Here is a 24,134-nt window from a genome sequence, read left to right as displayed (position 1 = left end):
ACGGTCAGAGAACATCCCCGGCGCGGCGACGGCCGGACTGGGAAGATGCGGGACAGCCCAAGTCCACCTGGCCGCTGCCTCGGAGACCCCGGTCTGGACCGTGTCGTACCTGGACGAGCCCCCGCCCCCGCAATCATTCGGCCGACGTGGGCGCCCAGGGCAGTCCGCCGACGAACTGCCCCGGCCGTCGACGGGCTGTTGCGCACCCCGGCGTCCCGGGGCGGTGTCTGCCATCCCTGCGCCCGGCGACTCGGCCACATGGCGGGCCCGTCCACGTGAGAGGGGACGAGGATGCGCGCTGACTCGGACCGTGTCCTGCATGGCGGCCATGGAGGAGGCCGGCAATCAACCGTCACCCGAGAGGAATCGTTTCTGTGGCTCGTGATCAGATCACCGCATACCGCATCGACGAAATACCCTGGAGTATCCGTGACCTTACGGATAGCGATCACCGCTGAGCCGATACCTTCGCATGTGACCGCGCTGGATTACGTGATCCGCCCGGCTCTTGAGCAGGGTCACCACGTCGCGCTCCACGCCCCCCATATGTTCCGCCGCGAAGCGAGGCGGCGCGGGGTGGAGTTCCGCGACGCCGGAACGAACTGGACCTGCGAGCCCGTCGTTCAACAGACGGCGAGCGAGATCTGGAAGGAGTCCGGAAACGTGCCCTTCAACCGGCACGTCTTCGGCCACCTCTGGCCGGCACAGACCGAGGCGAAGGCCCATGACCTGCTCGCCGCGTGGACACGGGTGCGGCCCGATCTGGTGATCGCCGAATGCAGCGACCTCGGCGCGCACCTCGCGGCTCGAATCCTGGAATTGCCCCTGCTCACAGCGGACAACGGCCTCGGTCCGGTCCTCCTGGATCTCTGGGACACCGACATCGCGCCCGCCCTGCTTCCCCTCTACAAGCAGCACGAGCAGGACACACCCGTGCTCCCCCCGATGCTCACCCCCGCACCGGTTCAGTGGTTCTACGGGACGCCCCCGCCCTCGGCGCGCGCGGTCGGACGCACCGTCGCGGAATTCCGGACGGCCCTTCCCGACGCGTGGCTGGACCGCTCCTCCTCCCCCTCCTCCCCCTCCTCCCGCCCGCTCGTCTACGTGAGTCTCGGTACCTTGACCACGGCGATGTCCGGGCTCCGTACCGTCATCGAGAGCGCATACCGGGAGATCATGGCCGCTCTCGCCGACATCGGCTGCGACGCGATCGTGTCCGCGGGTGACCTCGCGGAGCACCTGCCGAGCCCGGACCCCCGAATCGAGGTCGTCGAGCACGTCCCGCAGCCCGCACTCCTGCGCCGCGCCGACCTGTTCGTGACGCACGGAGGCAGAGCGTCCCTGCTCGACGCGGTGCAGGGCGCGACGCCCGTCCTGGGCATGGGCGTTCTCGCCGACCAGCCCGACAACACCGCCGCGTTCGCCCGGCGCGGCCTCGGCCTCGCGCTGGACCTCACGGCGCCGCGCGGCGAGATCGCCTCCGCCATGACGGCCGTCCTCGGCTCCTCGCGCTACAACGCCGCCATGCGCGCCGCCGAATCCGAGCTGTCACAACTGCCACCGCTCGACCTCGCGGAAGTACGGGACAGCCTCTAGAGAGAAACTGCTTCCCCAAGGCCCCCTGACGACCCGCCGCGAGGCGCCCGTGCGACGATCTCGGCAGTAACTCGCATGATTTCAGGACCATGAGAGGGAACGTGGCATGACCAACCACACGCGCCGCACTGTCCTACGAACGGCTGCCGCGACCGGCGCCCTGGCGGCGGGAACGCTCGCCGCCGCCCCCGGCGCGAACGCCGCGCCCTACGGCGGCGGACACGGCGGACATCGGCTGCCGACCTACGTATTCGTCCACGGCGCGAACAGCTCGGCCGGCGGCTGGGCGCCCTACATGCGGGAACTCACCCTGCTGGGCCACCGCACCCTCGCGGTCGACCTGCCCGGCCACGGCCCGGACGCCTACTTCCCCGCCGCCTACCAGGCGCCGCAGGACCTCGAGGCACTCAAGACGGAGCCGTCCCCGCTCGGCAAGGTGACCCTCGACGACTACACCGACCACGTGGTGGACGTCGTCCGACGGGCGCGGAGGAACGGCCCCGTGATTCTGGTCGGGCAGAGCCAGGGCGGGCTCACCGTCAACCGGGTGGGCAACGCCGTTCCCGAACTGCTCGACCGCATCGCCTATGTCGCGGCCTTCTGCCCGGTGAAGCTGCCGACCCTGCTGGACTACCTCAAGGCACCGGAAGCCAAGGACAGCCTGGCGTTCACGATCCCCGGCATCGCGACGGCGCCCGAACTCGGCATCACCCGGGCCAATTGGCGCTCGGGGGACCCGGACTTCCTGGCGAAGCTCAAGGCGGCGACGGCCGCCGGCTATCCGGACGTGGCCTTCCGGGCGCTGATCAATACCCTCGACCCGGACGAGACGGCGGGCATCGCCGTGACGGACGCCCGTGTCGACGCCGCGACCTGGGGCCGGATCCCCCGGACGTACATCCGCTTCAGCGAGGACCGGATGATTCCCCCGGCACTCCAGGACCGGATGATCGCCGAGGCGGACGCCCTGACCCCCCGCAACCGCTTCACGGTACGAACCGTCCGGGCCCCGCACATGGGCCCCTACCGACGCGCCCCCCTGGTCTCGGCACTCGCGGAGCTGGCCCGCGGTATCGCCTGAGCTCGCTCCGGCAGATGTGATTCCTCGTCAGTTCGGCCTCGCCCACGACGGTGTCGAGAGGCCGGACCGACCGGCGTCCTCGCCGATCGCGTCATGGGATGCCGTGTGTGCTTGCATGACCCTCCAACTGAGCACGGAGCTCGTGATCAGCAAGGATGCCGCGGCCACAGCCAGTACTCGGCGCGAGCGGTGCAGGCGCGACACCACGGCTATGTGCGCGAGCGCGGCGGGAAGGAGGGCGCACATCATCAGGCGGTCGCTCCAGTCGCCCTGTCCGCTGATGTCGCGGACACAACTCCCCGCACCCGGCCCGTCCCCGCACGCTTCCGCGTCATACCCGTCGGTGCCCGCGGCGACGACCACCCACCACAAGCCGCTGAGTACCAGTAGCACCCACAGCACGGGCAACGTCTTCGAGCCACCGCCTCCCTGGCGGCTCGAAGAACCCTGCCCGTCACCCTCGCCCTTACCCACGTCGGACCGCCCGTGGTGCCATTGTGCCGACCATGCCCGCCAGCGTAATCCCGGTCCCGGGATGGGTGGGCTGAGCCTGCCCCGGACAGGTTGAGGGAACCACCGAGTGGGAGATACTGGAGCTTCTCGGCCAACTGGCCCCGTTGCGATCACCGATAGGGCGTCTCCTGCATCGGGCTGAGGGACACCACCCGGCCAATGGGGGAAACCGGCTAGAGGAAGATGGCGATGGCCTGCACTTCCAGGACCGCGTCCTCGGCGTTCCAGTCCTGGACCTTGCCCAGGCAGCGCGCCGAGAACGCCCCCCGGGGCACCTCGTCGCGCAGCCCTTCCGTGGCGCACGTGACGCGTACCCGGGGGCTCTCCGGGGAAGCGCCGGGGCCGTCGGGGTCGCCGTAGGGCGCGAGGAAGACGGTGCCTTCCGGCTGCTCGCTGATCTTTCGGAACCGGCCCCTGAGCAGGACGTAGTCCTCGATGTCGCGGAGCCGGACGCTGTCCTGCGGGGCGCGGGAGCCGTGGGTGGTGGCCAGTGCCTTGAGCAGTGCCTCGTTCCGCTGGACGGTGCCGTTCACCAGGTCGACGTGGACGATGACGTCATTGCGCTCCAGCACGTCCATGATGACGCCGATCACCGAAATGGGCTCCGCCACCTCGAGATATCTGCTGACGATCTCCCGGCTGTCCCGTCTGCCGGCGCCCGCGCCGATACCGAAGACCGTGGCGCGGATGTTCCCGTCCTTGTTGTCACTGGTCCGCTGCTCGACCTCTTTCCTGAGGGCCACGGTGTACCGGCCCATCTGATATTGGTCCATGATCGCGGTGTTGTGGAGGTAGAAACAGATGCTGTAGTTCAGATTCCGCCCGGCGGGACGCCTACGGCGGCGGAGATCGCGTATCAGCAGGGCGGCGAGTGTCAGCACGCTCGCCACCGTCACCGACCAGACGAGCATCCAGGGCCACCAGACGCCCCACCACGTCTCAGTGAACACACCCACGGGTCTCCTTGAAGGCGTCGAGGAGGGAGCCGGTGGTGGCGTCGACCATGCGTCCGCCGGTCGTGCGCGCCGCGCGGTCCAGCTCCGCGGTGCCGGCCTCGCTGTACCGGACAGTGAACGTACGCACGGCTCGCACCGCTGCGGGCCGAGCCTCGTACCGGCGGACGAACGCGTCGAGCCCCATACCGGCGTTGTTCTCGCCGTCCGTCATGAGCAGGATCGACACCGGCCGCCCGGGGTCCTCCCGGACGAGGCCGGCCACCTTGTCGTAAGCCGCGTCGAGCGCCGACCAGACGGCGGTGGCGCCGTCGACCTCGCCCGACGCTATGAACGAGCGGAGTGCGTCCAGGTCCCGTTGCCCGCGATAGGTCACGGTGCGCTGGTCGAGCACCCGGCTGCCGAACCGCAGCACGGTCAGCGTCTCGCCCTGGTAGAAGCGGACGAACTTCCCCGACCGGGAGTCGTCCGCCCCGCCCAGACCGTCGAATGTCGCCCGTAACTCCGCCATGCGGGTGCCCTTCATCGATCCGGAGAAGTCGAGCAGGAATATCACCCGGGCCGGCTTCGCCTTCCCGGCGCCGCCGTAGTCCGCGAGCAGCCGGTCGACGACCTCCTGCCGGTCCGGGAAGTACAGCGCGTTGCCCACGGGATGGCGGAGCCGGGGGTCCCTGGGCACGGACGTGTCGAGCGGGCGGCGCAGCGTACGCTCCATGATTTTCTTCTGGACCGGATCGCTCCGCAGCCAGGCGACCACCTTGTCATAGGCGGCGCGTTTGGCCGGGTCGAGCAGCAGCAGCGGGTAGTCCGACAGGACCATGCCGTCCTTGGGGTAGACGACCTCCAGCGGTTCGCCGAGCCTGCCGTCCGCGTTGAGGGAGAGCAGCGACGACTCGTAGGTGATCAGCGCGTCGAGCTCGCCCTGCCGCCGGACGAAGGTGTCCGCCAGGGCAGTCGTGGACCCTTCGGTGAGGGCTTGGCCGGCGAAGAACCCACGGAGCCGGTCGCAGGAGACGTCCTCCAGGCGCAAGGCCTTTCCGGTGCCCGCGGCGGCGGTCGCCACCCCGACCAGGGCGGCCAGTCCGCTGTTGGTGCGCCGCGGGTCGGCCATCGCGAACCGCAGCGACCCGGCCGCCGCGGCGTCGGCGACGTCCGCCCACGAGATCTGCCCGTCCTTCGTGCCCCGGCGCAGACGATCGGCGACGCTCCGCTTCATGCCGATGACCACGGGGGAGAACATCGTCCGCTGGGACAGCGGCAGTTCGACCCTGCTTCCCGCACCCTTGAGTTTGAGTTGGAACCAGCGGTCGGAGGAGAGCCAGGCGAGGTCGTGGTGGTAGCGGCCGGGTGTCAGGCCGTTGCTGGCGTCCACGGTTCCCCGGTAGTCCATCCGCAGCCTGACACCGGTGTCCCGCCGCAGGTCGTCGAGGAGGGGTTTCATGTCGGCGAGTTCCGAACTGGCCAGGACGTCGAGGGTGGTGCCGTCGCCCTCGTCGGAGGAGCAGGATGTGGTGGCCGTGGCGAGCAGTGCCAGTACCACGCAGAGCGTGAGCAGCCGCGGCAGGCGGAGACCGGGCCTCATGGGGCTTGTTCCGGCAGCTCGGCGGGCGGACAGTCCCCGACGGCGGAGATCATCCGCTCGAGGAGCGCGAGCCGGGGCATCAACGACTTGGTGTCGCCCGAGCCCGCCGCGGGGACGGGTATGCCGTTGCCCTTGAGGAAGGCCGACAGTTGGTCACTGGCCACGGCCCCGGTCGGATCGAGGACCCGGAAGCCGAGCTCCATGGCCCGGCGGCGCAGACCGGGGTCCCGGACGACCAGCTCGCCGAGCCGCTCACCGTCCGGGGTGAGGGCGATGAACTGGGGCTGCGTCACGAACTGACTGCTCGGGTAGAGCAGCACCCGCTCCGAGTCGACCCTGCCGTACTGTGCCTGGAACTGGCGCTGATAGGCGAGGTACTGGTGCTCGTAGGCCACCACGATGGGGGAGATTCCCTTTCCCTCCGGCGAGCTGTAGGTCTGGAACACATCGGCGGCGGGCAGACCCTGGCGCACCAGGAGCGGCTTGATCTGCGTGGCGAGCCGGTCGGCCTCCCGCTCGGTGTCGGGGACGTCGTCGTGGTTCCGGGTGAAGGCGACCAGCCCCAGATAGGTGCCCGCCGAGTTGGACCGGCAGATGTCCGACGTCTGGGCCAGGACGGTGTTCCCATTGGTGGTGCCGTGCCGCTGGATGCCGATGTCGTTCCACCGGTTTCCGCCGTCGCGGGCCACCAGATCGAGGAACTTCGCCATGTCCAGCGTGTAGTACAGCGACCCGCCCGGCTCCTCGCTCCGCTGCGGGGTGGCGATGCCGGCGTCCCGCAGGGTCTCGGCGTACCCGCGATAGGTGGCCAGCACGATGGGGCTGACGAAGGGCCGGTGCACCTTGCTGTACTGGTTCTTCGCCGCCCGTTCGCTGGTGATCAGGTCTCCCGCGGGCTGTCCGGACGGAAAGACGAAGTCGTACGAGTCGATGTTGCGCACCGCCACCTCGCGTGAGCCCGAGCTCGTGATGTGGACCTTGATGTGATGCCGCATCAGGATGCGCCGGACCTCCTCGTCCCCGAAGAAGTCCCCCTTCGACCCCATCTTGCCTTCCAGGGTGACCACCCGCTGGAAGGGGAGCAGGAAATTCCCCGAGAGGGCGAGCAGCGCCGCGCCGGTCAGAACGGTGGCCAGCAAGGGGGCTATGACCACCAGGAACCGCCGGCGCGACCATAAGGAGGGCGCCCGGCGCTCGATGGCCAGACGCGGTTCCTCGACGGTCGATCTGCCCCCGGTGGTGGTCACGACTCCTCCTGCCCGGTCACGCCAGGACCCCCCATGCCGTGCACGCGTTGATAGGGGAGCGAGTGTGACACCGCGGGGTGGCGCGTCGCGTAATGGAGGGGAACGGGAGTGTGAACAACTGGCGCTGCCAGCAAGGTCGTTGGTGGTATCTCGGCTGACGCTTCATGTCGCTGGGCGGCCTGGTCTTCGACGCGCCGCCGGCCGGGCGCGGCGGCGTCACGATCGGCTACGGCGTGATCCCGTCGGCGCGGGGCAAGGACTGTGCCGCCCCCCCACGCTCCTGCCGCGAGACAGGCCGAAGGTAGATTGGGCCATAGCCGATCTTTCAGGAGAAACCGTGTCGCCCGCTCAGCCCCGTGTCCTGTACGTCACCGACCTCGCCTACCCGGCGAGGGGGCGGCGCTACTGCGACGAGGACATCTTCCTGTCCTCCCGGCTGCGTGACGACTTCGACATCGCCCTGTGCCACCCGTTGGACGCCGCCGCGCTGATGGACTCCTTCGACGCGGTCGTGGTCCGCAACAGCGGCCCCGTGCTGCACTACCAGGACCGCTACGACGACTTCCGCGACCGGGCGGCCCAGGGCGGCACCCTCGTCTACAACGAGCTGACGGGCAAGGCCGACATGGCCGGCAAGCAGTACCTGCTCGATCTGAGCGCGGCGGGATACCCGGTCATCCCCACCATCGACCGGCACGAGGACATCGACCGGCTGCCCCGGGTGGACGAGTACGTGGTCAAGCCGAAGCTCGGCGCGGACTCCATAGGCCTGGAGATCGTCCCCCGCGACCGGCTGGACACCCTGGAATACGGCGGCGTGCTCGTCCAGCCGCGCATCCGCTTCCGCTACGAGGTCTCGTTCTACTTCATCGACCACGCCTTCCAGTACGCCCTCCACGCTCCCCGGCCCGAGGAGCGGTGGGTGCTGGAACCGTACGAGCCCACCGCCGCCGATCTGGACTTCGCCCAGCGCTTCATCGACTGGAACACCCTCGACCACGGCATCCAGCGCGTCGACGCCTGCCGCACCCCGGAGGGCGAACTGCTCCTCGTCGAGCTGGAGGACCTCAACCCCTATCTGTCGCTCGACCTCGTACCGTCCCGCACCCGTGACGCGTTCGTCGCCGATCTGAAGGCATCGCTGCACCGCCTGCTCAGCCGGACAGGGGCCACGGAGCGGGGCGTGACCGCCGGGTAGACGGCGCTGTGACCTGCGGCATTTCCCCGCCGACGATCTGGCGGTCCCCGGCGGTGACGATCATGCTGCATCCCATGACACCCTCACCGCACTCCCCGGCGCGTACGTACGAGCTCGGCGGTACCACCACCGTCCCGCGCCTCGGCTTCGGCGCGATGCAACTGCCGGGCCGGTGGAACGGGCCCGCCGTCGACCACGCGACGGCGGTGGCGGTCGCGCGCCGCGCCGTCGAACTCGGCGCCGTGCACATCGACACCGCCGCCTTCTACTTCTCCGGAACCAACCGCGCGAACCGCGTCCTGCGTGACGCGCTCCACCCCTACCCCGGTGTCACGCTCGCCACCAAGGTGGGCCCGCTGCGCACCCCGGCCGGTGAGATGTACGCCGAGGCCGCACCCGACCAGCTGCGCCCCGCCGTGGAGCAGAACCTGCGGGAACTCGGCGTCGACGTTCTCGACCTCGTGTATCTGCGGGTGGGCCGCCTCGGATCGGCGGTCGCCGAGCCGCTCGGCGACCGCTTCGCCGTGCTCGCCGAACTGCAAGAGGAGGGCCTGATCCGGCATCTCGGTGTGAGCAATGTGACGCGCGAGCAGTTCGCCGAGGCCCGCACGATCGCACCGGTCGCCGCAGTACAGAACCGCTTCGGTGTGCTCGACCAGGAGCACAGCGCGCTCGTCGACGAGTGCGCGGACGCCGGCATCGCCTTCATGCCGTTCTTCGCGCTCGGCGGCGGTCACACCACCCTCCTCGGGGGGAACCTCCACAAGGTCGCCGAACGGCACGGTGTGACGGTGTTCCAAGTGGCCGTCGCCTGGGGCCTGGCACGCTCGCCCTCGATCGTGCAGATCCCCGGCACCAGCTCCCTCGCCCACCTCGAGGAGAACATGGCCGCGGCACACCTCACCCTCGCCGAGGACGACATGGCACTGCTGCGCACCACGCCGTGAACCAACCGGCCCGCCGCTCCCCGCTACGGGCGGTGTGACGGCAAGGGCGTGAGCTTCGGCCAGCGGGCGAGCACGCGTCGGCGCATGTCCACGCAGAGCCGGCTCACGCCGCTCAGATCGGCCCGGGCAGCGGTCATCCGGCCGACGACACCGAGCCGGTGGGCCAGGCGCTGCCGGGCGGTCGCGGTGCCCCACGCCCAGTCCCGGTCGGTGACCCGGGCCAGATGGTCGGTGGTCCCGCGCTCGGCCCGTGGGACCAGCGCGTCGCCGCGGAGCAGCCAGCCTGCGCACGCGTCGGTGAGATCACCTCGGGGGTCGGTGCCGGTCGCGGTGCGCCACGCCGAGCGGTAGGCGTCCTCGGCGCGGGCGAGGAGCGGTTCGGGGGCGGCGGTGGCGCACCAGCACGTGGGGAAGCCGATGCGGAGGTAGGCGAGTTCCATCAGGCCGTTGCCGAGAGAGGCCTGTTCGAAGTCGATGAAGCGGATCCCGTCGGTGGTGTGCAGATCGTTGCCCGGACAGGGATCGCCGTGCAGCAACGCGTACCCGGGCGCTTCGCCGAGGCGGTGCACGAGGTCGTCGAGCTGGTCGGGCGCGGGGGACGGCACGCCGGCCCCGAGCGTCTCGGCCAGCCTGAGGAAGGCGGCCACGTCGTGCTGTCCCGGGCCCGACCATGCGGGGAGCGAGCCGGCGTCCTCAGCTCCGGTCGTCGCGTGCAGGCGGGCCAGGGCCGTGGCGTAGCCGACGATCCAGTCGCCGGGCGGACGGTGGTGGTCCATGTGCTCCAGGACCAGCACGCGCTCGACGGGATCGGTGCCGAGGAGCGCGGGCACCACAGGCGGGTCGGCACGGGTGGCCAGCCGGAGCGCGGCCACTTCGCGGGCATAGCGCTCCGCGGCGTCCGGGCCCTCCACGGCCTGTTTGACCACGGCCCGCGCCCCGCCCAGCTCGACGCACCACACATGTGAGCGTGGGCTGCTCTCCAGCACGTGAGCCTCCTGGGGGCTGCCCAGTTCGGACCGCAGTGCTTCACCGAACGGCAGCCGTGGTGACATGAGTTCATCCTTCCGGGCCGAAGGCGGGCTCCGGGCCCGCCACGGACGTCACAGTAGGCCGTGGGCACGGCGGCCGGCCACGGGATTGTCCGCAGGCGCCGAGCACTTGCCGGCCGGTGCCAAGAGGGTGTCTCTCACGCCGCCGTGCACGCCTCCTCGGGGAGTCCCGGGCGGTGGCCTTCCGCGCCGAACTCCACCGCCGTCACCTGTTCGCGCGAGGTGCGGTCGAGCAGCACCACCGAGGCCGCCTCCGCCACCACGCCGGGGACCGCACCGGCGTCCGTCCCGGCCCGTGCGGACAGTGCGAGCAGCAGCCGGTCGAGCCTGCGCCGGTGACGGGCGAACACCCGGCCCGGTGCCCAGCGGCCCCGGGCCCGCTGCCCCGCGAGGGCTTCGGCGGCGCCGACGTCCAGCAGCACCAGGTGCAGTTCGCGGCCCTCGCGCCCGGCGGACCGGGCCAGCCAGCGGCGCAACCACGGCCGACTGCCGCAGTCGTGCACCAACAGCGGCCCGCCCGCGCGCACCGCGGCGCGCAGCCGGCGGACGTGTTCCCATCGTGCCCAGGGCCGGTACACCGCGTACGGCAGACGATCCGGCATCAGCGCCTGGCACGCGACGTGGACATCCCGGGGATCGACGGCCGCCGCGGCCTCGGACCACCGGCGCAGCAGGGTGCTCTTACCGCTGCCGGGCAGTCCGGAAACGACCACCACGGCACCCGCGGGGTAACACAACACGGCCGGGGCGCCCGCCCGTCCCCGGAAGTCCACCAATCCGCGTGGACGCACACCCGTCCCCCGGCCCCCGTACGGAACGGCCCGTACGTCCGCCGCGTCCGGCCTGCCTGTATCGCCCACTGCTGCCCCTTGTCCGTGCCGACGTGCCCCACGGCCTCGTACGGGCCGCCGATCGGCCCTCGAGAACCTCGCGCGTCGGCCCCCGCCGGGGCGTGAGCGGGGACAGTCTGGGAGACGTCGCGGGAAGCCCGTCGGTTTCTGCGACCGGGACATTTACGGATGGTAGGCGCAATGCCGTCGCGTCGGCCGCAAGCGGCGGGCCTGTCCGGCGGATCTTCGTGGAGATGCGAGCGGCGCTGGTGTCCGTGAGGATCCGCCGGACAGGCCCTAGGGGGAACCCGGGGTCAGAGTGATGCGGAGGAAGCGGGGCCGGTAGATGCTCGCGCGGTCGATGACGTCACGGGGGTGGAGACTGTTGACGTTGTACGAGACGACGAGCTCGCCGTGGGATGCGAGTTCCGGGTGTTCGTGGGCGTTGTAGGCGTAGACGTTCTGGTTGCGGTAGGTGCCGTGCGGTCCCGACTCGGGTGCTGTGTGGACCGTGCGGGGTGTGCTGAAGGGGCCACCGGGGGAGCGGGACCAGGCGAGTTGAAGTTCCGCGCTGAAGGGAAGGTCCGCCCGCTGTGTGAGCAGGGCGTACCAACGGCCGTGGCGGACCACGCTGAGTTCGTCCGCGGTGCGCAGCGGCTTCCCGACCGGACCGGACAGCCGGGCGGCACGCGACTCATCGGGGGACCAGGTGCCGTGGACCGTCCGGTACTGCCAGGGTCGGCGCAGGTCGGATCCGGCGACTCGGGCCAAGCGGAGGTAGTGGCCGCCGGCAGGGGCTTTCTCGGTGCCGTAGATGTAGGTGTGGTTCCGCTGCCGGTCCAGCCACGCTCCCCAGGCCGTGCGGGTCGCGGACGGCAGTGGGGTGAGTGACCGCGGCCGGGCGAGCCGGCCCTGGCCGAACCTGGCCAGGACGTTTCCCCGCCAGGCCACGTCGAGGGGACCGGGCCCGGTGCGGGCGTAGCGCGCGTAGACGACCGCGACGCCGCGGCCGTCGGGGACACCGGCCCGGGCCCAGTACCAGTGGCCGTGGCCGGACACCAGGGACGCGGGACGGCCGGAGGCGTCCCGTCCGGTGACGGTGCGGGGGCCGGCGGCGCTCCACAGCACGAAGCTGTTGTGGATGAAGGGCGTCGGTCCGCCGTCATGGGTGGTGGGTGGGCGGGAGCCGTCGGGCCGTACGGTGCCGAGGAAGGTGTCGGAGAAGATCCAGAGTTGACCGGCGGACATCGGTACGGAGTAGGTGCTGTCACCGCCGGTCCAGTGGTGCGGTGAGCGGCCGTGTTCGGCGTACCCGGTGAAGGCGTCGTTCAGCGCCTGGAGCGGGCGTACCCCGGTGACTCGGGGCGGACTCGTGGCGGGCCGCGGGGCGGGTGGCAGGAACGCGCAGATCGCGGCGAGGGCCGCGAGCGACAGCGCACGCGACGCCCGCGATCCGGCCGCGGGTGCGAGCGCGTCGCGGATCCGGCTCCACGGCGACGGAGGCATTGTCATGGCAGGACCAACGAGTCGGTGGGGCCGGCGGTTGCGGCCCGCTCGGCGGCTCATGGCGCCCGCCCGTGGCCGGCTGCCAGGGCGAGCCGGTAGTCCGAAAATCGCTTTGACATGCCCGCTCTGAGTGGCATTTAGTTCTATTTACTAGGACCTCTTCAGTTTGGGAGCACGTCATACTTACGAAGCGCAAAGGACTGGCGGCCGCGGGATTCGTCGCCCTGATAACGGCCGCGTCCGTTTCCTGCGGACCCGCCGAGCAGCTCAGTGCGGGAGCGAAGGTGCAGCGCGCCTTCGACAAGCTGGGACAGCAGAAGTCCCTTTCCGCGGACATCAGCCTTGACGCGAACGCGGACGAGATCTACGCCGCGCTGAAGGACACCGACGACTTCGAGCGCCGCGACGCCGACCTGCTCGAAGGCCTGAAGCTCACCTCTGCCTCCGCGTTCGACAAGCCGCTCAAGGACGTCAAGAGCGGCGACGAGAACGGCTCGGGCGCCTTCAAGCTGGCGAAGAACGACGGCAAGGCCCTGGTGGAGGTCCGCTGCATCGGCAAGAAGTACTACGTGCGCGGTGACCTCAAGGCTCTCTCGGAGCTGCCTTCCTCGAAGGGCCGCGACGGCAGGGCGGGGATCGATGAACTCATGCGGAAGGTGGACGAACTCCCCTCCTCCATGGGCGCGGTCAAGAACGCCGTCAAGGGCGAATGGGTCGTGCTCGACGCCGACGCCTTCAAGGAACTGGCCGAGAAACGCGGCAAGAGCAGGAACGGAGGCCGGGGCGAGGCAGAGCAGCTCGATCCGAAGAGCCGGCAGCAGCTCTTCGACGCTGTGCGGAAGGCGCTCGGGGACAACGCCGAATTCAAGGCCGCCGGCAAGAGGGACGGTGCGGACCACGTGAAGGTCACCGTGCCTGCGAAGAAGGTCGCCGAGGACCTCGCCAAGGCCCTGGAGCCGCTGCGGAAGAAGCTGGGCAAGGAGGGCAAGCCGTCGGGGGCGGAGGGCGCCCCGAAGAAGGACATCACCGTCGATGTGGCGATCAAGAACGGCATGGTCTCCGCCCTGACGCTCGACATGTCCCAGCTGGACGAGAAGGTCAAGGGGAAGCTGCCCGTGGTCATCGGCCTCCAGGGTGGGGCGGGCGGCGTCATGGCACCGTCCGGCGCGCAGGAGCTGAAGCCGCAGGACCTCGTCGCGGCGATGATGCGCCTCGCCATGGACAGGATGGGCGAGCGCGGCTCCCCGGACGGCGCCGACGGCTTGGGGATCTGACCCCGGAGCCCGCGACCGCCCGCCCGGTCCGCCTTCCCTCACCCCCGCCCCCGCGGTTTCGAAGCCGCCGTGGGGGCGGGGGTGAGGCGATGACCGAAGCGCCCGGCCGGACCGGGGAGTTGGTGCGCGTCGCCGCGCGGCTGCTCGCGTTCTGGAACGACAAAAGGCGCCCCCCGCAGGCCGCTACGCCGCCGCCCCGGCGGCCTCCGGACGTAGCACCGGGGCTTCGGCCAGCGAGCGGAGTCCGGACCCGCGCCCGGAGCCCGGCCGGCCTCGAAACCGGCCCTCCTTTCGGAACAGGTCCCCTTCGAGTGACACACCGAATGGCGGCCCCACTCACGGGAATTCATGGTGGCAGCGCCCCGGCCACGACGTACGGGGTTCGCGACACCACGGGAGTTCTCTTGTTCCGCAGACGCGCCATGCCCGCCGTCCTCCGCGCGGCCCTCGTTCCGGCCTTCCACAGGGGAGCCGGCAGTGATCCGATGGGTTGCCGGGTCGGCTGAACGTGCGACTCCTCCGCGCCGTGTGCGTCGCCCTCACCGCACTGGTGGTGGCGGGCTGCGCCGCGCCACCGGCCGAACCCCGCAGACCCGGCATCCCGGCCTCCGCGCAGGCCCGGGATGATCTCATCAAGTCCGCCCAGCGCACCCTCGTCACCCGCTGCCTCGCCGAGCGGGGACTCACCCTGCCGACCGCGCGGACGGCGAAGGCGGGGGACGCCGGTGTCCATGACCGGCGGCTCCAGGACGCCCTCTTCGGCACCGGCCGCCGTGAACTGTCCCTCACGCTCGCCACCGGGTACACCATCACCGCCCACACGGACGGCTGCCAGGCCGCCGCGCAACGTGCCCTCTACGGAGACCAGCGGAGCTGGTTCCGGGCCCAGGCCACCGTCAACAACCTGCGTGCCGAGGCGGGCGCCCGGATGGCTGCCGACCCGCGCTTCCGCGCCGCCCTGGCCCGGTGGAACCGCTGCGTCACCCCGCCCGGCGCCGCACGCCCCGAACGCCCGGCCCCCGCGGTCACCGCCCGCTGCGACCGGGAGAGCGGCCTCGCCGACGTCCGTGCCCGACTGGAGCCGGCCCGGCTGGCCGAGGTGCGGGCCCTGCGGCGCGACCAGCTCACCACCTACGCGCGACTGCGCACCCGCGCACTGCACCGTGCGGTGGAACTCGCCACCGCACAGCCCGCCCCGCACACCGATGCGGACCCGCGTACCCCTACAGAAGGGCATGACCACTCATGAACATGAAGAGGATCGCCACCTCTGCCGCCGCTGTGCTCCTCGCCCTGACCGGCGGACTGGCGATGACCACCCCGGCGGGCGCTGCGGACTGCCCGAGCGGACACTTCTGCGCGTGGACCGACGCCAATTACGGCGGACAGCGGGCCAACTGGAGTGGTGACGACGGTTGGTGGGAGAGCTACATCGCCGACGAGGACTCCTCGTGGGCGAACCACGGCATCTCGGGGCCGGGCGTCAAGGACCACGTGAAGGTGTATTCGAGGGCGCACCAGGGCGGGTACATGACGATCTGCGTGGCCCCGGGGCAAGAGGTCGGTTACAACGGGGCGGCCAACGACAACGGCGACTCCCACACCTGGGCCATGGGCTGCTGAAGGCCATGCGCCCGACGGGCCCCGCGACGCTGTGGAGCGGGGCCCGTCGCGGCCGGATCGCGTCGGTGCTCCCCGGGCAGGGCGGTGCAAGGGCAGAGTGGGGCCATGGACTACCTCCCTCATTTCCGGCGCGAGGTCCTGGCGTTCGAGGCCGCGGCCCGCCGGGCGGCCGAAGCCGATGTCGCCCCTCCGGTGCCCTCCTGCCCCGGCTGGTCGGTCTCCGAGCTGGTCGGGCATCTGGGTGCGGTGCACAGGACCGTGGCCCGCGTCATCAGGGAACGGCGTCGCGAGCCGCTGGACGGCACGGACCTCAGCACCCTCGAACTCCCCGCCGACCGCGTGGGGTGGCCGACGGCGCTGGAGCACGCGCCCGCCGACCGTGGCCCGGTTCCGGCGAGCCTGATCGACTGGTTCGGCGACGGTGCCTCGGCGCTGGAGACACAGTTCAGGAGCGCCGGCAGTGATGAGCCGGTGTGGACCTGGTCGCGGGAGCAGACCACCGGCTTCTGGCTGCGGGTCCAGGCGATCGAGGCGGCCGTGCACCGCTGGGACGCCGAGAACGCGATCGGGACCGCCGCGCCGGTCGCGTCCGAGCTCGCGGCGGACGCGGTGGGCCAGACCTTCGAGGTCATGGTGCCGGCCCGGCGGGCCGCGGGAGCCGCCCCGCCCGGATCGGGCGAACGGTTCCGGTTCCGTCGCACCGACGGCACCCGGGCATGGACGGTGCGCTTCGACGGCGACGACGTCCGGCTCGACGACGGCAGCGGCCCCTGTGACGTCGAGCTGGCCGGTACGGCGTCGGACCTGATGCTGTTCCTCTGGCACCGGATCCCCGTGGACCGGCTGGAGGCGCACGGGGACCGGACTGTACTCGACCGCTACTTCACCCTCGTTCCGCCCATGTGACGGTAGGGCCGGGGCCGGGCGCGCGACGTCCCACGGTGCTCACGCGGGTCCGGGGAACCCCAGCCGGGGCGGGTGTCACCCGATGACGACGTTGTGGGCCGGAGTGACCTCGGGGCGCAGGTCGCCGTATCCGAGGTCGGCCAGGATCGGACCGAGCACGGTGGCGAAGGTCTCGAACGCCTCGGGGGACTCCCAGACGTCGGTGACCCGCCATCCCCCCTCGACCGGCCCGGAGGCGTGTGCGAGCAGACCGGGCACCGGCAGATCGGCCGTGCTGGTGAAGCCGTGGCCGTCGGTGACGCGTTCGATGCACTTGTCGTAGAGGTCCTGAGCCGCGCCGGGGGCGTTGAACGTAACGATGATGGCCATGGCGGTTCCTGTCTCTCGCGGTGTCGGCGGATCCGGAGCGTGCCGTGCGACCTGCCCGCCGGGCCCCGTCGTGAACCGGGCCCGGCGTGACCGACCCGCCCCTCGGCACCCCCTCTGGCTCCCCGGCCCGTGGCCACGGCATCCCCGGCCGTGACGGCTTGTCGGCGCGTTGGCCCCCCCGGCCGGAGGCTCGGGGCGCGGGCGTGAGGGACGGACGGGCTCACCGCTTGTCGCGCGCCCGGCGCCACCGCTTCCGGGCACCCGCGCGATCACGGCCTTCGTCTCTTCGGGCCCGGCCCCTCCCGGCCCGGCAACGGAGCTCGGTGCCCCACGGGAGCCCCACACGGCCGCGTAGGCCCCCCGGAGCCCCGACCGTGACCCCAGGGGCCCGGGGACGCGGCCAGGGGCCCGCGAACGGCGAAGGCGCCCACTCCGGCCTGTGCCGGGAGTGGGCGCCTTCGTGGCTGTCACGGGCCGTGGGGCCCACGCGCGAGGGCGCGGGTCCCGTGGCCGGTGGGGGCTAGGCCTTGTCGGCCCCGGCCTGCTGCAGCTCGGTCTCCTGCTTGACGCGGGCGACCTTGCCGCGGACGACGAACCAGCCGCCGACCAGCGCTGCCGCGATGAGCGGCAGGCACAGCACGGTGGTGCGGCTGGCGCCCTCGTCGGCCGCCATCAGACCCAGCACGCTCGCCAGGAAGACCAGCGTGATGATCTGGGTGTACGGGGCCCAGGGCAGCTGGTAGGAGGGGCGGGCGAGCTTGCCTTCCTTGGCACGCTTCCAGAAGAGCAGCGAGCAGAGCATGATCATGCCCCAGGTGCCGATGATGCCGATCGCGGCGAAGTTCAGCACGATCTCGAAGGCGTTCTCGGGGACGACGAAGTTGAGGCCGACGCCGAGGACACAGAAGAACGCGGTGAGCAGGATGCCGCCGTAGGGGACCTGGCCCTTGTTCATCAGACCGGTGAACTTCGGGGCGGAGCCCGACATGGCCATCGAGCGCAGGATCCGGCCGGTCGAGTAGAGACCCGAGTTGAGGCTGGAGAGTGCCGCGGTGAGGACGACGAGGTTCATCACGCCGGCCGCGTACGGGACGCCGATCTTGCCCAGGACGGTGACGAAGGGGCTCTCGTCGCCGGTGAAGGCGGTGTAGGGCAGGAGCAGGGCCAGCAGGATGACCGAGCCGACGTAGAAGAGACCGACACGCCACATGATCGAGTTGATCGCCTTCGGCATGATCTTCTCGGGGTTCTTGGTCTCACCCGCCGCGACACCGCACAGCTCGACCGAGGCGTAGGCGAAGACGACACCCTGGATGACCATCAGCATGGGCATCAGGCCGGAGGGGAACAGGCCGCCGTTGTCGGTGATGTTGGCCAGGCCCGGGGTGGTGCCGCCGACGTCGTGCTGGGTGACCAGCAGGAAGATGCCGATGAACATGAAGAGGACCAGTGCGCCGACCTTGATGATCGCGAACCAGAACTCCATCTCGCCGAAGTACTTCACCGAGATCAGGTTCACGGTGAGGACGATCGCGAGGGCGATCAGCGCGAGCACCCACTGCGGGATGTCGCTGAACATTCCCCAGTAGTGGGTGTAGGTGGCGACGGCGGTGATGTCGGCGATGCCGGTGGTCGCCCAGTTGAGGAAGTACAGCCAGCCGGCGGTGAACGCGCCCTTCTCGCCCATGAACTCACGGGCGTAGGAGACGAACGCGCCGGAGGACGGGCGGTACAGGACGAGCTCGCCGAGCGCCCGGACGACGAAGAAGGCGAAGACGCCGCAGACGGCGTACGCGATGAAGAGGGAGGGGCCCGCGTTGGCGAGGCGGCCGCCGGCGCCGAGGAAGAGGCCGGTGCCGATCGCTCCGCCGATCGCGATCATGTTGACGTGGCGGGACTTGAGGTCCTTGCTGTAGCCCGCGTCTCCGGCGTCGACGTGCGTGGACGTCGTCGTCGGGGCGGATACATCGGGCTCGGTGCCGGCCGCAGTGAGGGTGCGGTCACTCATGTATGTCTTCGCCTTCATTGGAGGGGGGAGCAGGATCGGGCCGTACGACGCCGCCGAGGGTGATCTCCGTGTGCGGGGACGGGCGGCCTGAGCGGCCGACCACCCGGCACCGCTGAGCGGCAGCCTCGACGATGGCCCGGTGCCCGGGAGACGGCTGGCGACGCCGCTTCCCGAGGGGTTCGGAAGGGATGGACCGGTGGGCCCGGGGTGTCCCGGTCGCTCTTCGATATCTCATCGATGATCTTGGGGGTGCCGGTTGGCCGAGGCCCGGGTGATCAGGACGTGGAAGAAGGCGCCGAGCACCCCGGGGGATGGATTCGGACTTCTCTTCCCTGTCTTGATCAGTTCTTGTGGTGAGGACGCTCGCCGGGGGCTAAGCGCCGTCGGCGCCCCGAGGGGCGCGGAGGCCGAACACCTGCGGGGTGTGTCGTGCCTCCCTGGTGGCAGACAGCGTTGCCGCGGGGAGCGTGCGCCCCGGGGCGTGGCCGAGCACCGCTTCCGTGGCGCTGACGCGCCCCGGTGCTCCGCCGGCTGTCTGACAAGTCCATGCGGTGAATGGTGTGAGGCGCGCTAGGTAATCGTCAAGAGTTTACGAAAACTTGATTTTACCGGCTACTCACGGTAAGGCCTCCCTGGTCAGCGGCTTCCTACCCGGTAGTCACCGCTTGGTACGCATACGCGCCAGTGACGCAAGACACGCCCTCTTGGGCAGGTGTGGGGCATTCCTCACGGTGAAAACACGCGATAAACGCACGGCGAGGAGGCCGCGGCCCATCAGGGCCGCGGCCTCCTCGGTCGTATCCGCCGCCCGCCGGCTCAGCGGTAGCGTGCGCGCCCGACGCCGGCGGCGATGGTCAGCGGGACCGTCAGCACGGCGGCGATCAGGAAGAGGGTGCGGTACGCGTGATGGTCGGCCGCCCCCGCGGCGAGACCGCTGGCGAGCGCGCTGCCGACGTACAGGGCCACCCCGAACATCGCCACCCCGGTCGCCCGGGCCGTCGGGGCGAGCACCGTCGCCCAGGACTGGACCGTGGAGTGCATGAACGACCAGCCGCCCCCCAGTAGCAGTGCCGTCACCACCAGCGCGGGCACGGACAGGCTCACCGCGGCGATCGCGTAGGCCGCGGCCATCTGTACCCCGCCGGCCAGGATGATCATGGCGGGGCTCCACCGGCCGACCAGCCGCTTGACGAGCTGAGCCGCCGCCATGGACCCCACCCCGTAGAGCGCGGACACCGCACCCGCCACCGCGGTCGGCACCCCCCGGGACTCCAGGGCCGGGGCCAGATAGGTCAGGAAACCCAGCAGCACCGCCCCTTCCAGCAGGGCGACGGCCATCACGTACCACTGCCAGCGTGAGCGCATCACCACCCGGATCGGGGCGAGCAGCGAAGGTGTGGGCTCACGCTCGGGCTCGGCCAGCCGCCGCAGGGCCACCGCGAGGTACGCGGCGAACACACCCGGCAGCGCGAATACCAACCGCCAGCTGACGTAGTGCGCCAGCGCCCCCGCCACCACGGTGGCCACCGCCGTGCCCAGGGCGAACGCCGTCATCAGCTCACTGAGCGGGCGCTGCCGGACCTCGGCGGGCACCGTGTCGCCCACGTAGGTGAGCGAGGCCGCGATGGACGCGGCGAAGAAGGCACCGGCCACCGCCCGGGCCACGATCAGCATCGTGGCATTGGTGGCGGCCGCCGACGCGAACGCCGCGAGGGCCGCGCCCGTCAGCGAGAACCGCATCACCGCGACCCGGCCCACCCGGTCGCTGGCTAGCCCCCACACCGGCTGCATCAGCCCGTAGCAGAGGTAGTAGCCGCTGGCCGCGAGCACCATGGTGGGCAGCGGGACGCCGAGCCGGGTGCCGATGACCACCAGCATCGGGGCGATGCAGAAGCGGTCGAAGTTGCTGATGAACCCGGCCGCACGCAGCAGCCGTAACGAAGCCGGCGGCAGGCCCGTGGGCGGCGGGGCGGTGGGAGCGGTCGTCGTGGTCACGGGAACGGTGTCCTTCCTTCAACTCTTCAACCGGACACCCCAAGCCCATCACCCGGCCGGACCCCGATCCCCGCTCAGCCGATTACCATCACTCACAGCCTGCGAGGCAGCGGGCAGGGGCGAGATGACGGGTGGGGGAGCGGGCGGGATGCCGGGGAACGGAAACGGCGACGGCACGGACCGCAGCACCCCGCGCAAGGAGCTCGGCGCCTTTCTGCGCTCCCGCCGGGAACGCCGCACGCCCGCGGAGATGGGCCTGCCGGGATCACCGCGCCGCCGCACCCCCGGGCTGCGCCGCGGCGAAGTGGCCGGTCTGGCCGGCATCAGCGAATCCTGGTACGCCTGGCTGGAACAAGGCAGGGTCCGCACCTCGGAACAGGTCCTGCGCTCGGTGGCGCGCGCCCTGCGCCTGGACGAGGCGGAGACCGCGCACGTGCTCTCGTTCGTCGAGGACACGGCACCGGAGGAACCCGCACCGGGGTGGGTGTCACGCAATCTGCTGTCGCTGGTGGAGGCGATGGCACCGAACCCGGCCGTGGTGATCGACCCGCACTGGGACCTGCTGGCGTGGAACACCGGATACGCGGCACTGCTCACCGATCCGGCACGGCTGGCGCCGAAGCAGCGCAATCTGCTGTGGCTGGTGTTCCGGTGGCCACCGAGCCGGAGCCTGCTCGCCCAGTGGGAACCGGAGGCGCGAAGCCTGCTCGGACAGTTCCGCGCGCACGCCGCCCGGCACCCCGACGACCGGCGGTACGCCGAGATCGCGGGCGAACTCATGGCCGACCCCGACGCGGCCCGCTGGTACGAAGAGCGGGCGATCGCCGACTTCCAGCCCGCGGTGCGGCACTTCCGGCACCCCACGGCGGGCGATCTGCGGCTGCGCTACGTCAAGCTCGCGGCGGTCGAGGAGCCGGGCCATCACTTCCTCGCCTACCTGCCCGACGACCGGTCCACCGGGGCCGGGCTGCGCACGCTCACCGGACAGGCGTGAGAGCCGCCCGTCACCGGGCGGCTCTCACCTCACTGATCGCGGGGTCAGCTCGTCAGGACCGCCTTCATCACCGACCCGTCGGCCACGGCGGCCAGCGCGTCCGCGTGCCGCTCCAGCGGGAACGACGTCACCAGGCTCGCGAGGTCGAAGCGGGCCGCGAGCGCGGGCAGCAGCCGCACGTACTCGACGAGATGGGCTCCGGTGAACGCCCAGGAGCCGATGACGTCGAGCTGGCGGTAGACGATCTGATGCGGGTTGATCAGCGTGTCACCCGCGTCCGTGTACTGGCCGATGACCAGATAGGACCCGCCCCGGCGGGCCAGGGTGAGGCCCTGCGCCACGGCCGCCGGAACACCGGCGCACTCGATGACGAGATCCGCCCCCGCCCCGCCGGTGGCGGCCCGCACCTCGGCGAGGACGCGTTCGGGGTCGTCGGCGCCGGCGATGTCCAGGTGCGCGTCGCCGATGCCCGCCCTGGCCGCGCTCTCCAGCCGTTCGGCGGGCCCGCCGACGAGGATGACCTTCGCCGCCCCGGCGAGCTGGGCGAAGGCCGCCGCGGCCAGCCCGACGGGCCCGCTGCCCTGGACCACCACGACCTCGCCGAGCCGTACGGGCCGGCGCTCGTACAGGGCGTGCACCACGGTGGGGCCCGCGCAGGCCAGTGACATGGCGGCGAGCGGATCGACGCCCTCGGCCGCCTTGACCACGGTCGTGCCGGGGTGCAGCACGATGTGGTCGGCCCAGGACCCGGCCAGCTCCGGGCCGTCGTCCAGCGACCGGTTGACGCCGTACGTGCGGCGGTTCTCGCACAGCGTCGGTTCGCGGTGCAGCCGGCACGGCGGGCAGACGCCGCAGGCGATGGAGGAGGCCCACATCACCGCGTCGCCCGGGGCGAGTTCCGCGCCGGTGGCGTCCTGGTGCGTGCCCGGCCCGAGCTCGCGCACCACACCGAGCCCCTCGTGGCCCAGCACCAGCGGGGTGGGGATGGCCAGATGCCCTTGGCACAGATGCAGATCGGTGCCGCAGACCCCGCCGTGACCGCAGGCGACGATCATGCCGCCGTCGGGGGCCGGCGGTATGGCGAACTCGCGCAGCGAGAGGGGCCGGCCGAACTCCTCCAGGACGACGGCGCGACCGGTCCGCGCGCCGGTCACGCGGTCACCGTCCGGAGCGAGTCGAGGAACGGCTCCGGCAGGGGACGCAGCGGCTCGGTGTCGCGGCACACCACGTACTCCGGCCGCTGCCCGCCCGGCGCCTCGGGCAGATTGGTGACGTCGTTGTAGGTCGCGATGAGCAGCCGGCGGGCGAAGGGCGACATGTTGGGCGCCGACCCGTGCACGATCTCGGGCGAGAAGAAGACCACGGACCCCGCGGGCCCCTTGGGGCTGGTCATGCCGTGCCGGTCGACGTGCTCGGCGAGCTGCCGGGGCGTCAGCGAGATGTCGTCCGGATCGAGGTGCTGCTCGGACTTGGCGTCGGCCTTGCGGCTCTCGCGCACGAGGCCGCCCCGGTGGGAGCCGGGCACGAAGATGACCGGGCCGTTGAACTCGGTGACGTCGTCGAGGAACACCCCGATGTTGACCTGCCGCGGCGCGGGCAGCCCGTCGGCGATCCGCCACGCCAGATAGTCCTGGTGCCACGCCCACCGCTCGCCGCCGAAGGCGGGCTTGGCGTTGATTTTGAACTGGTAGACGTACACGTCGTCGGTGAGCAGCTGCTGTACGGGGCCGAGCACCCGGGCGTCGCGGATGAGCCCGGCGAACTCCGGCTGCCGGTGGTGCGAGGCGTAGACCGCGCGGACCTCCGCACTGTCGTCCTCGACGACGAGGTGGGGACCGGGCACCTCGCAGTCCCGTGCGAAGGACTCGCGCAGCCGCTCCACTTCCCGCTGGTCCAGCAGGGACTCCATCACCAGGAAGCCGTCCCTGTGGTACTGGTCCACCTGTCGCTGATGCAGACGCATGGTTCTCCTTGGTTCGTCGCGGGTTTCGTAGGGGGTTCGCGCCGCGGGTCAGCCGGCGACGAGGTCGCCGCGCTTGAGCCCGGAATCCGCGGGGACGGCGGCCGGGTCGCCGCCGAGTTCGACGATGGCGTTGTGCTCGTCGACGAAGACGACGCTGGGTACGAAGGAGCGGGCCTCCTCGTCCTTCATGGCGGCGTAGGCGATGATGATGACGCGGTCACCGGGGCTGATCAGCCGTGCCGCGGCGCCGTTGATGCCGATGACACCGGAGCCGCTCGGCCCCTCGATGACGTAGGTGGACAGCCGGGAGCCGTTGTCGATGTCGACGATGTCCACCTTCTCGCCCGGCAGCAGATCGGCGGCCGCCATGAGATCCGACGCGATCGTCAGCGAACCGACGTAGTGCAGGTCGGCCTGGGTGACGGTGGCGCGGTGGATCTTCGACTTCATGAGGGTGCGGTCCATGGGGAACTCGAATTTCCTTGTCGTAAATGGTGATG

Annotated in this window: 21 protein-coding genes; 9 read left to right on the top strand and 12 right to left on the bottom strand. The window is 71.1% G+C overall.

The window, feature by feature from the left end; all coding sequences use genetic code 11:
- Window positions 1-429: 429 nt before the first annotated feature.
- Both AB8O64_RS02410 and AB8O64_RS02405 read left to right on the top strand, forming a co-directional pair.
- Complete coding sequence (locus AB8O64_RS02410; RefSeq protein WP_370417611.1) at window positions 430-1,596, top strand: glycosyltransferase; 1,167 nt, start codon at window positions 430-432, stop codon at window positions 1,594-1,596.
- Between the two features lie 106 nt (window positions 1,597-1,702).
- On the top strand, window positions 1,703-2,677 hold the full coding sequence (locus AB8O64_RS02405) for an alpha/beta hydrolase (protein ID WP_370417610.1): 975 nt from the start codon (window positions 1,703-1,705) through the stop codon (window positions 2,675-2,677).
- A 686-nt stretch (window positions 2,678-3,363) separates the two neighbouring features.
- On the opposite strand, the gene AB8O64_RS02400 is transcribed toward AB8O64_RS02405, so the two are convergent.
- Genes AB8O64_RS02400 through AB8O64_RS02390 form a run of 3 tightly spaced genes read right to left on the bottom strand, consistent with a single transcriptional unit; the run spans window position 3,364 to window position 6,972 of the window.
- Window positions 3,364-4,140: a hypothetical protein gene (locus tag AB8O64_RS02400; RefSeq protein ID WP_370417609.1), complete on the bottom strand. Its 777-nt coding sequence runs from the start codon at window positions 4,138-4,140 to the stop codon at window positions 3,364-3,366.
- On the bottom strand, window positions 4,130-5,725 hold the full coding sequence (locus AB8O64_RS02395; protein ID WP_370417608.1) for a substrate-binding domain-containing protein: 1,596 nt from the start codon (window positions 5,723-5,725) through the stop codon (window positions 4,130-4,132). Before AB8O64_RS02395 ends, AB8O64_RS02400 begins: the two co-directional genes overlap by 11 nt.
- The gene (locus AB8O64_RS02390) at window positions 5,722-6,972 is read right to left on the bottom strand and encodes a hypothetical protein (RefSeq protein WP_370417607.1); all 1,251 of its coding nucleotides are present in this window, start codon (window positions 6,970-6,972) and stop codon (window positions 5,722-5,724) included. The genes AB8O64_RS02395 and AB8O64_RS02390 overlap by 4 nt, the downstream gene beginning before the upstream one ends.
- A 337-nt stretch (window positions 6,973-7,309) precedes the next feature.
- On the opposite strand from AB8O64_RS02390, the gene AB8O64_RS02385 reads away from it, so the two are divergent.
- Window positions 7,310-8,170: a hypothetical protein gene (locus AB8O64_RS02385; protein ID WP_370417606.1), complete on the top strand. Its 861-nt coding sequence runs from the start codon at window positions 7,310-7,312 to the stop codon at window positions 8,168-8,170.
- A gap of 74 nt (window positions 8,171-8,244) precedes the next feature.
- A complete protein-coding gene (locus tag AB8O64_RS02380) occupies window positions 8,245-9,117 on the top strand; it encodes an aldo/keto reductase (RefSeq protein WP_370417605.1) in 873 nt (290 codons plus the stop codon).
- Between the two features lie 23 nt (window positions 9,118-9,140).
- On the opposite strand, the gene AB8O64_RS02375 is transcribed toward AB8O64_RS02380, so the two are convergent.
- The 3 genes from AB8O64_RS02375 to AB8O64_RS02365 all read right to left on the bottom strand — a co-directional run bounded on the left by AB8O64_RS02375 (window position 9,141) and on the right by AB8O64_RS02365 (window position 12,508).
- Window positions 9,141-10,169: a phosphotransferase gene (locus AB8O64_RS02375; RefSeq protein ID WP_370417604.1), complete on the bottom strand. Its 1,029-nt coding sequence runs from the start codon at window positions 10,167-10,169 to the stop codon at window positions 9,141-9,143.
- A 134-nt stretch (window positions 10,170-10,303) separates the two neighbouring features.
- The gene (locus AB8O64_RS02370; protein WP_370417603.1) at window positions 10,304-10,879 is read right to left on the bottom strand and encodes an AAA family ATPase; all 576 of its coding nucleotides are present in this window, start codon (window positions 10,877-10,879) and stop codon (window positions 10,304-10,306) included.
- Window positions 10,880-11,293: 414 nt separating this feature from the next.
- Window positions 11,294-12,508, bottom strand: coding sequence for a hypothetical protein (locus tag AB8O64_RS02365; RefSeq protein WP_370417602.1), 1,215 nt, complete (start codon window positions 12,506-12,508; stop codon window positions 11,294-11,296).
- A gap of 278 nt (window positions 12,509-12,786) precedes the next feature.
- On the opposite strand from AB8O64_RS02365, the gene AB8O64_RS02360 reads away from it, so the two are divergent.
- The 4 genes from AB8O64_RS02360 (at window position 12,787) to AB8O64_RS02345 (ending at window position 16,305) form a co-directional block, all read left to right on the top strand.
- Window positions 12,787-13,776 (top strand): hypothetical protein, encoded by a 990-nt coding sequence (locus AB8O64_RS02360; RefSeq protein ID WP_370417601.1) that lies wholly within the window; start codon window positions 12,787-12,789, stop codon window positions 13,774-13,776.
- 508 nt (window positions 13,777-14,284) lie between these two features.
- Entirely contained in the window at window positions 14,285-15,025 is a 741-nt protein-coding gene (locus AB8O64_RS02355) for a hypothetical protein (RefSeq protein ID WP_370417600.1), read from the top strand.
- 2 nt (window positions 15,026-15,027) lie between these two features.
- Window positions 15,028-15,399: a peptidase inhibitor family I36 protein gene (locus AB8O64_RS02350; protein WP_370423768.1), complete on the top strand. Its 372-nt coding sequence runs from the start codon at window positions 15,028-15,030 to the stop codon at window positions 15,397-15,399.
- Between the two features lie 105 nt (window positions 15,400-15,504).
- Window positions 15,505-16,305 (top strand): maleylpyruvate isomerase family mycothiol-dependent enzyme, encoded by an 801-nt coding sequence (locus AB8O64_RS02345; protein ID WP_370417599.1) that lies wholly within the window; start codon window positions 15,505-15,507, stop codon window positions 16,303-16,305.
- Window positions 16,306-16,380: 75 nt separating this feature from the next.
- Here the strand turns inward: AB8O64_RS02345 and AB8O64_RS02340 are convergent, their stop codons facing one another.
- The 3 genes from AB8O64_RS02340 to AB8O64_RS02330 all read right to left on the bottom strand — a co-directional run bounded on the left by AB8O64_RS02340 (window position 16,381) and on the right by AB8O64_RS02330 (window position 20,677).
- On the bottom strand, window positions 16,381-16,674 hold the full coding sequence (locus tag AB8O64_RS02340; protein WP_356451757.1) for a hypothetical protein: 294 nt from the start codon (window positions 16,672-16,674) through the stop codon (window positions 16,381-16,383).
- A 520-nt stretch (window positions 16,675-17,194) separates the two neighbouring features.
- Complete coding sequence (locus AB8O64_RS02335) at window positions 17,195-18,682, bottom strand: amino acid permease (RefSeq protein WP_370417598.1); 1,488 nt, start codon at window positions 18,680-18,682, stop codon at window positions 17,195-17,197.
- 816 nt (window positions 18,683-19,498) lie between these two features.
- A complete protein-coding gene (locus AB8O64_RS02330) occupies window positions 19,499-20,677 on the bottom strand; it encodes an MFS transporter (RefSeq protein ID WP_370417597.1) in 1,179 nt (392 codons plus the stop codon).
- A gap of 148 nt (window positions 20,678-20,825) precedes the next feature.
- Between AB8O64_RS02330 and AB8O64_RS02325 the strand changes: the two genes are divergently transcribed.
- Window positions 20,826-21,671 carry a helix-turn-helix transcriptional regulator gene (locus AB8O64_RS02325; protein WP_370417596.1) on the top strand — a complete coding sequence of 282 codons (846 nt, stop codon included), beginning with the start codon at window positions 20,826-20,828 and terminating at the stop codon, window positions 21,669-21,671.
- Window positions 21,672-21,715: 44 nt separating this feature from the next.
- Here AB8O64_RS02325 and AB8O64_RS02320 read toward each other — a convergent pair whose 3' ends face one another.
- The 3 genes from AB8O64_RS02320 to panD are packed head-to-tail and all read right to left on the bottom strand — an operon-like array spanning window position 21,716 to window position 24,099.
- Window positions 21,716-22,825: a zinc-binding dehydrogenase gene (locus AB8O64_RS02320; RefSeq protein ID WP_370417595.1), complete on the bottom strand. Its 1,110-nt coding sequence runs from the start codon at window positions 22,823-22,825 to the stop codon at window positions 21,716-21,718.
- Window positions 22,822-23,634, bottom strand: a complete 813-nt coding sequence (locus AB8O64_RS02315; RefSeq protein WP_370417594.1) for a phytanoyl-CoA dioxygenase family protein — start codon at window positions 23,632-23,634, stop codon at window positions 22,822-22,824. Before AB8O64_RS02315 ends, AB8O64_RS02320 begins: the two co-directional genes overlap by 4 nt.
- Before the next feature lie 48 nt (window positions 23,635-23,682).
- Window positions 23,683-24,099 (bottom strand): aspartate 1-decarboxylase, encoded by a 417-nt coding sequence (panD, locus tag AB8O64_RS02310; protein ID WP_370417593.1) that lies wholly within the window; start codon window positions 24,097-24,099, stop codon window positions 23,683-23,685.
- Window positions 24,100-24,134: the final 35 nt, after the last annotated feature.

The organism is Streptomyces sp. QH1-20 (genome assembly GCF_041283565.1).
Taxonomy (GTDB): Bacteria; Actinomycetota; Actinomycetes; order Streptomycetales; family Streptomycetaceae; genus Streptomyces; species Streptomyces syringius.
Note: the sequence above shows the minus strand (reverse complement) of the source record. Positions and strands in the feature narration are given on the sequence as shown.

What these genes read in the sequence shown, in the direction of transcription:
- AB8O64_RS02365 (WP_370417602.1), bottom strand. Translation starts at nt 12,508, where the DNA reads ATGACAATGCCTCCGTCGCCGTGGAGCCGGATCCGCGACGCGCTCGCA.
- AB8O64_RS02350 (WP_370423768.1), top strand. Translation starts at nt 15,028, where the DNA reads ATGAAGAGGATCGCCACCTCTGCCGCCGCTGTGCTCCTCGCCCTGACC.
- AB8O64_RS02405 (WP_370417610.1), top strand. Translation starts at nt 1,703, where the DNA reads ATGACCAACCACACGCGCCGCACTGTCCTACGAACGGCTGCCGCGACC.
- AB8O64_RS02340 (WP_356451757.1), bottom strand. Translation starts at nt 16,674, where the DNA reads ATGGCCATCATCGTTACGTTCAACGCCCCCGGCGCGGCTCAGGACCTC.
- panD (WP_370417593.1), bottom strand. Translation starts at nt 24,099, where the DNA reads ATGGACCGCACCCTCATGAAGTCGAAGATCCACCGCGCCACCGTCACC.
- AB8O64_RS02345 (WP_370417599.1), top strand. Translation starts at nt 15,505, where the DNA reads ATGGACTACCTCCCTCATTTCCGGCGCGAGGTCCTGGCGTTCGAGGCC.
- AB8O64_RS02380 (WP_370417605.1), top strand. Translation starts at nt 8,245, where the DNA reads ATGACACCCTCACCGCACTCCCCGGCGCGTACGTACGAGCTCGGCGGT.
- AB8O64_RS02335 (WP_370417598.1), bottom strand. Translation starts at nt 18,682, where the DNA reads ATGAGTGACCGCACCCTCACTGCGGCCGGCACCGAGCCCGATGTATCC.
- AB8O64_RS02375 (WP_370417604.1), bottom strand. Translation starts at nt 10,169, where the DNA reads ATGTCACCACGGCTGCCGTTCGGTGAAGCACTGCGGTCCGAACTGGGC.
- AB8O64_RS02325 (WP_370417596.1), top strand. Translation starts at nt 20,826, where the DNA reads ATGCCGGGGAACGGAAACGGCGACGGCACGGACCGCAGCACCCCGCGC.
- AB8O64_RS02315 (WP_370417594.1), bottom strand. Translation starts at nt 23,634, where the DNA reads ATGCGTCTGCATCAGCGACAGGTGGACCAGTACCACAGGGACGGCTTC.
- AB8O64_RS02395 (WP_370417608.1), bottom strand. Translation starts at nt 5,725, where the DNA reads ATGAGGCCCGGTCTCCGCCTGCCGCGGCTGCTCACGCTCTGCGTGGTA.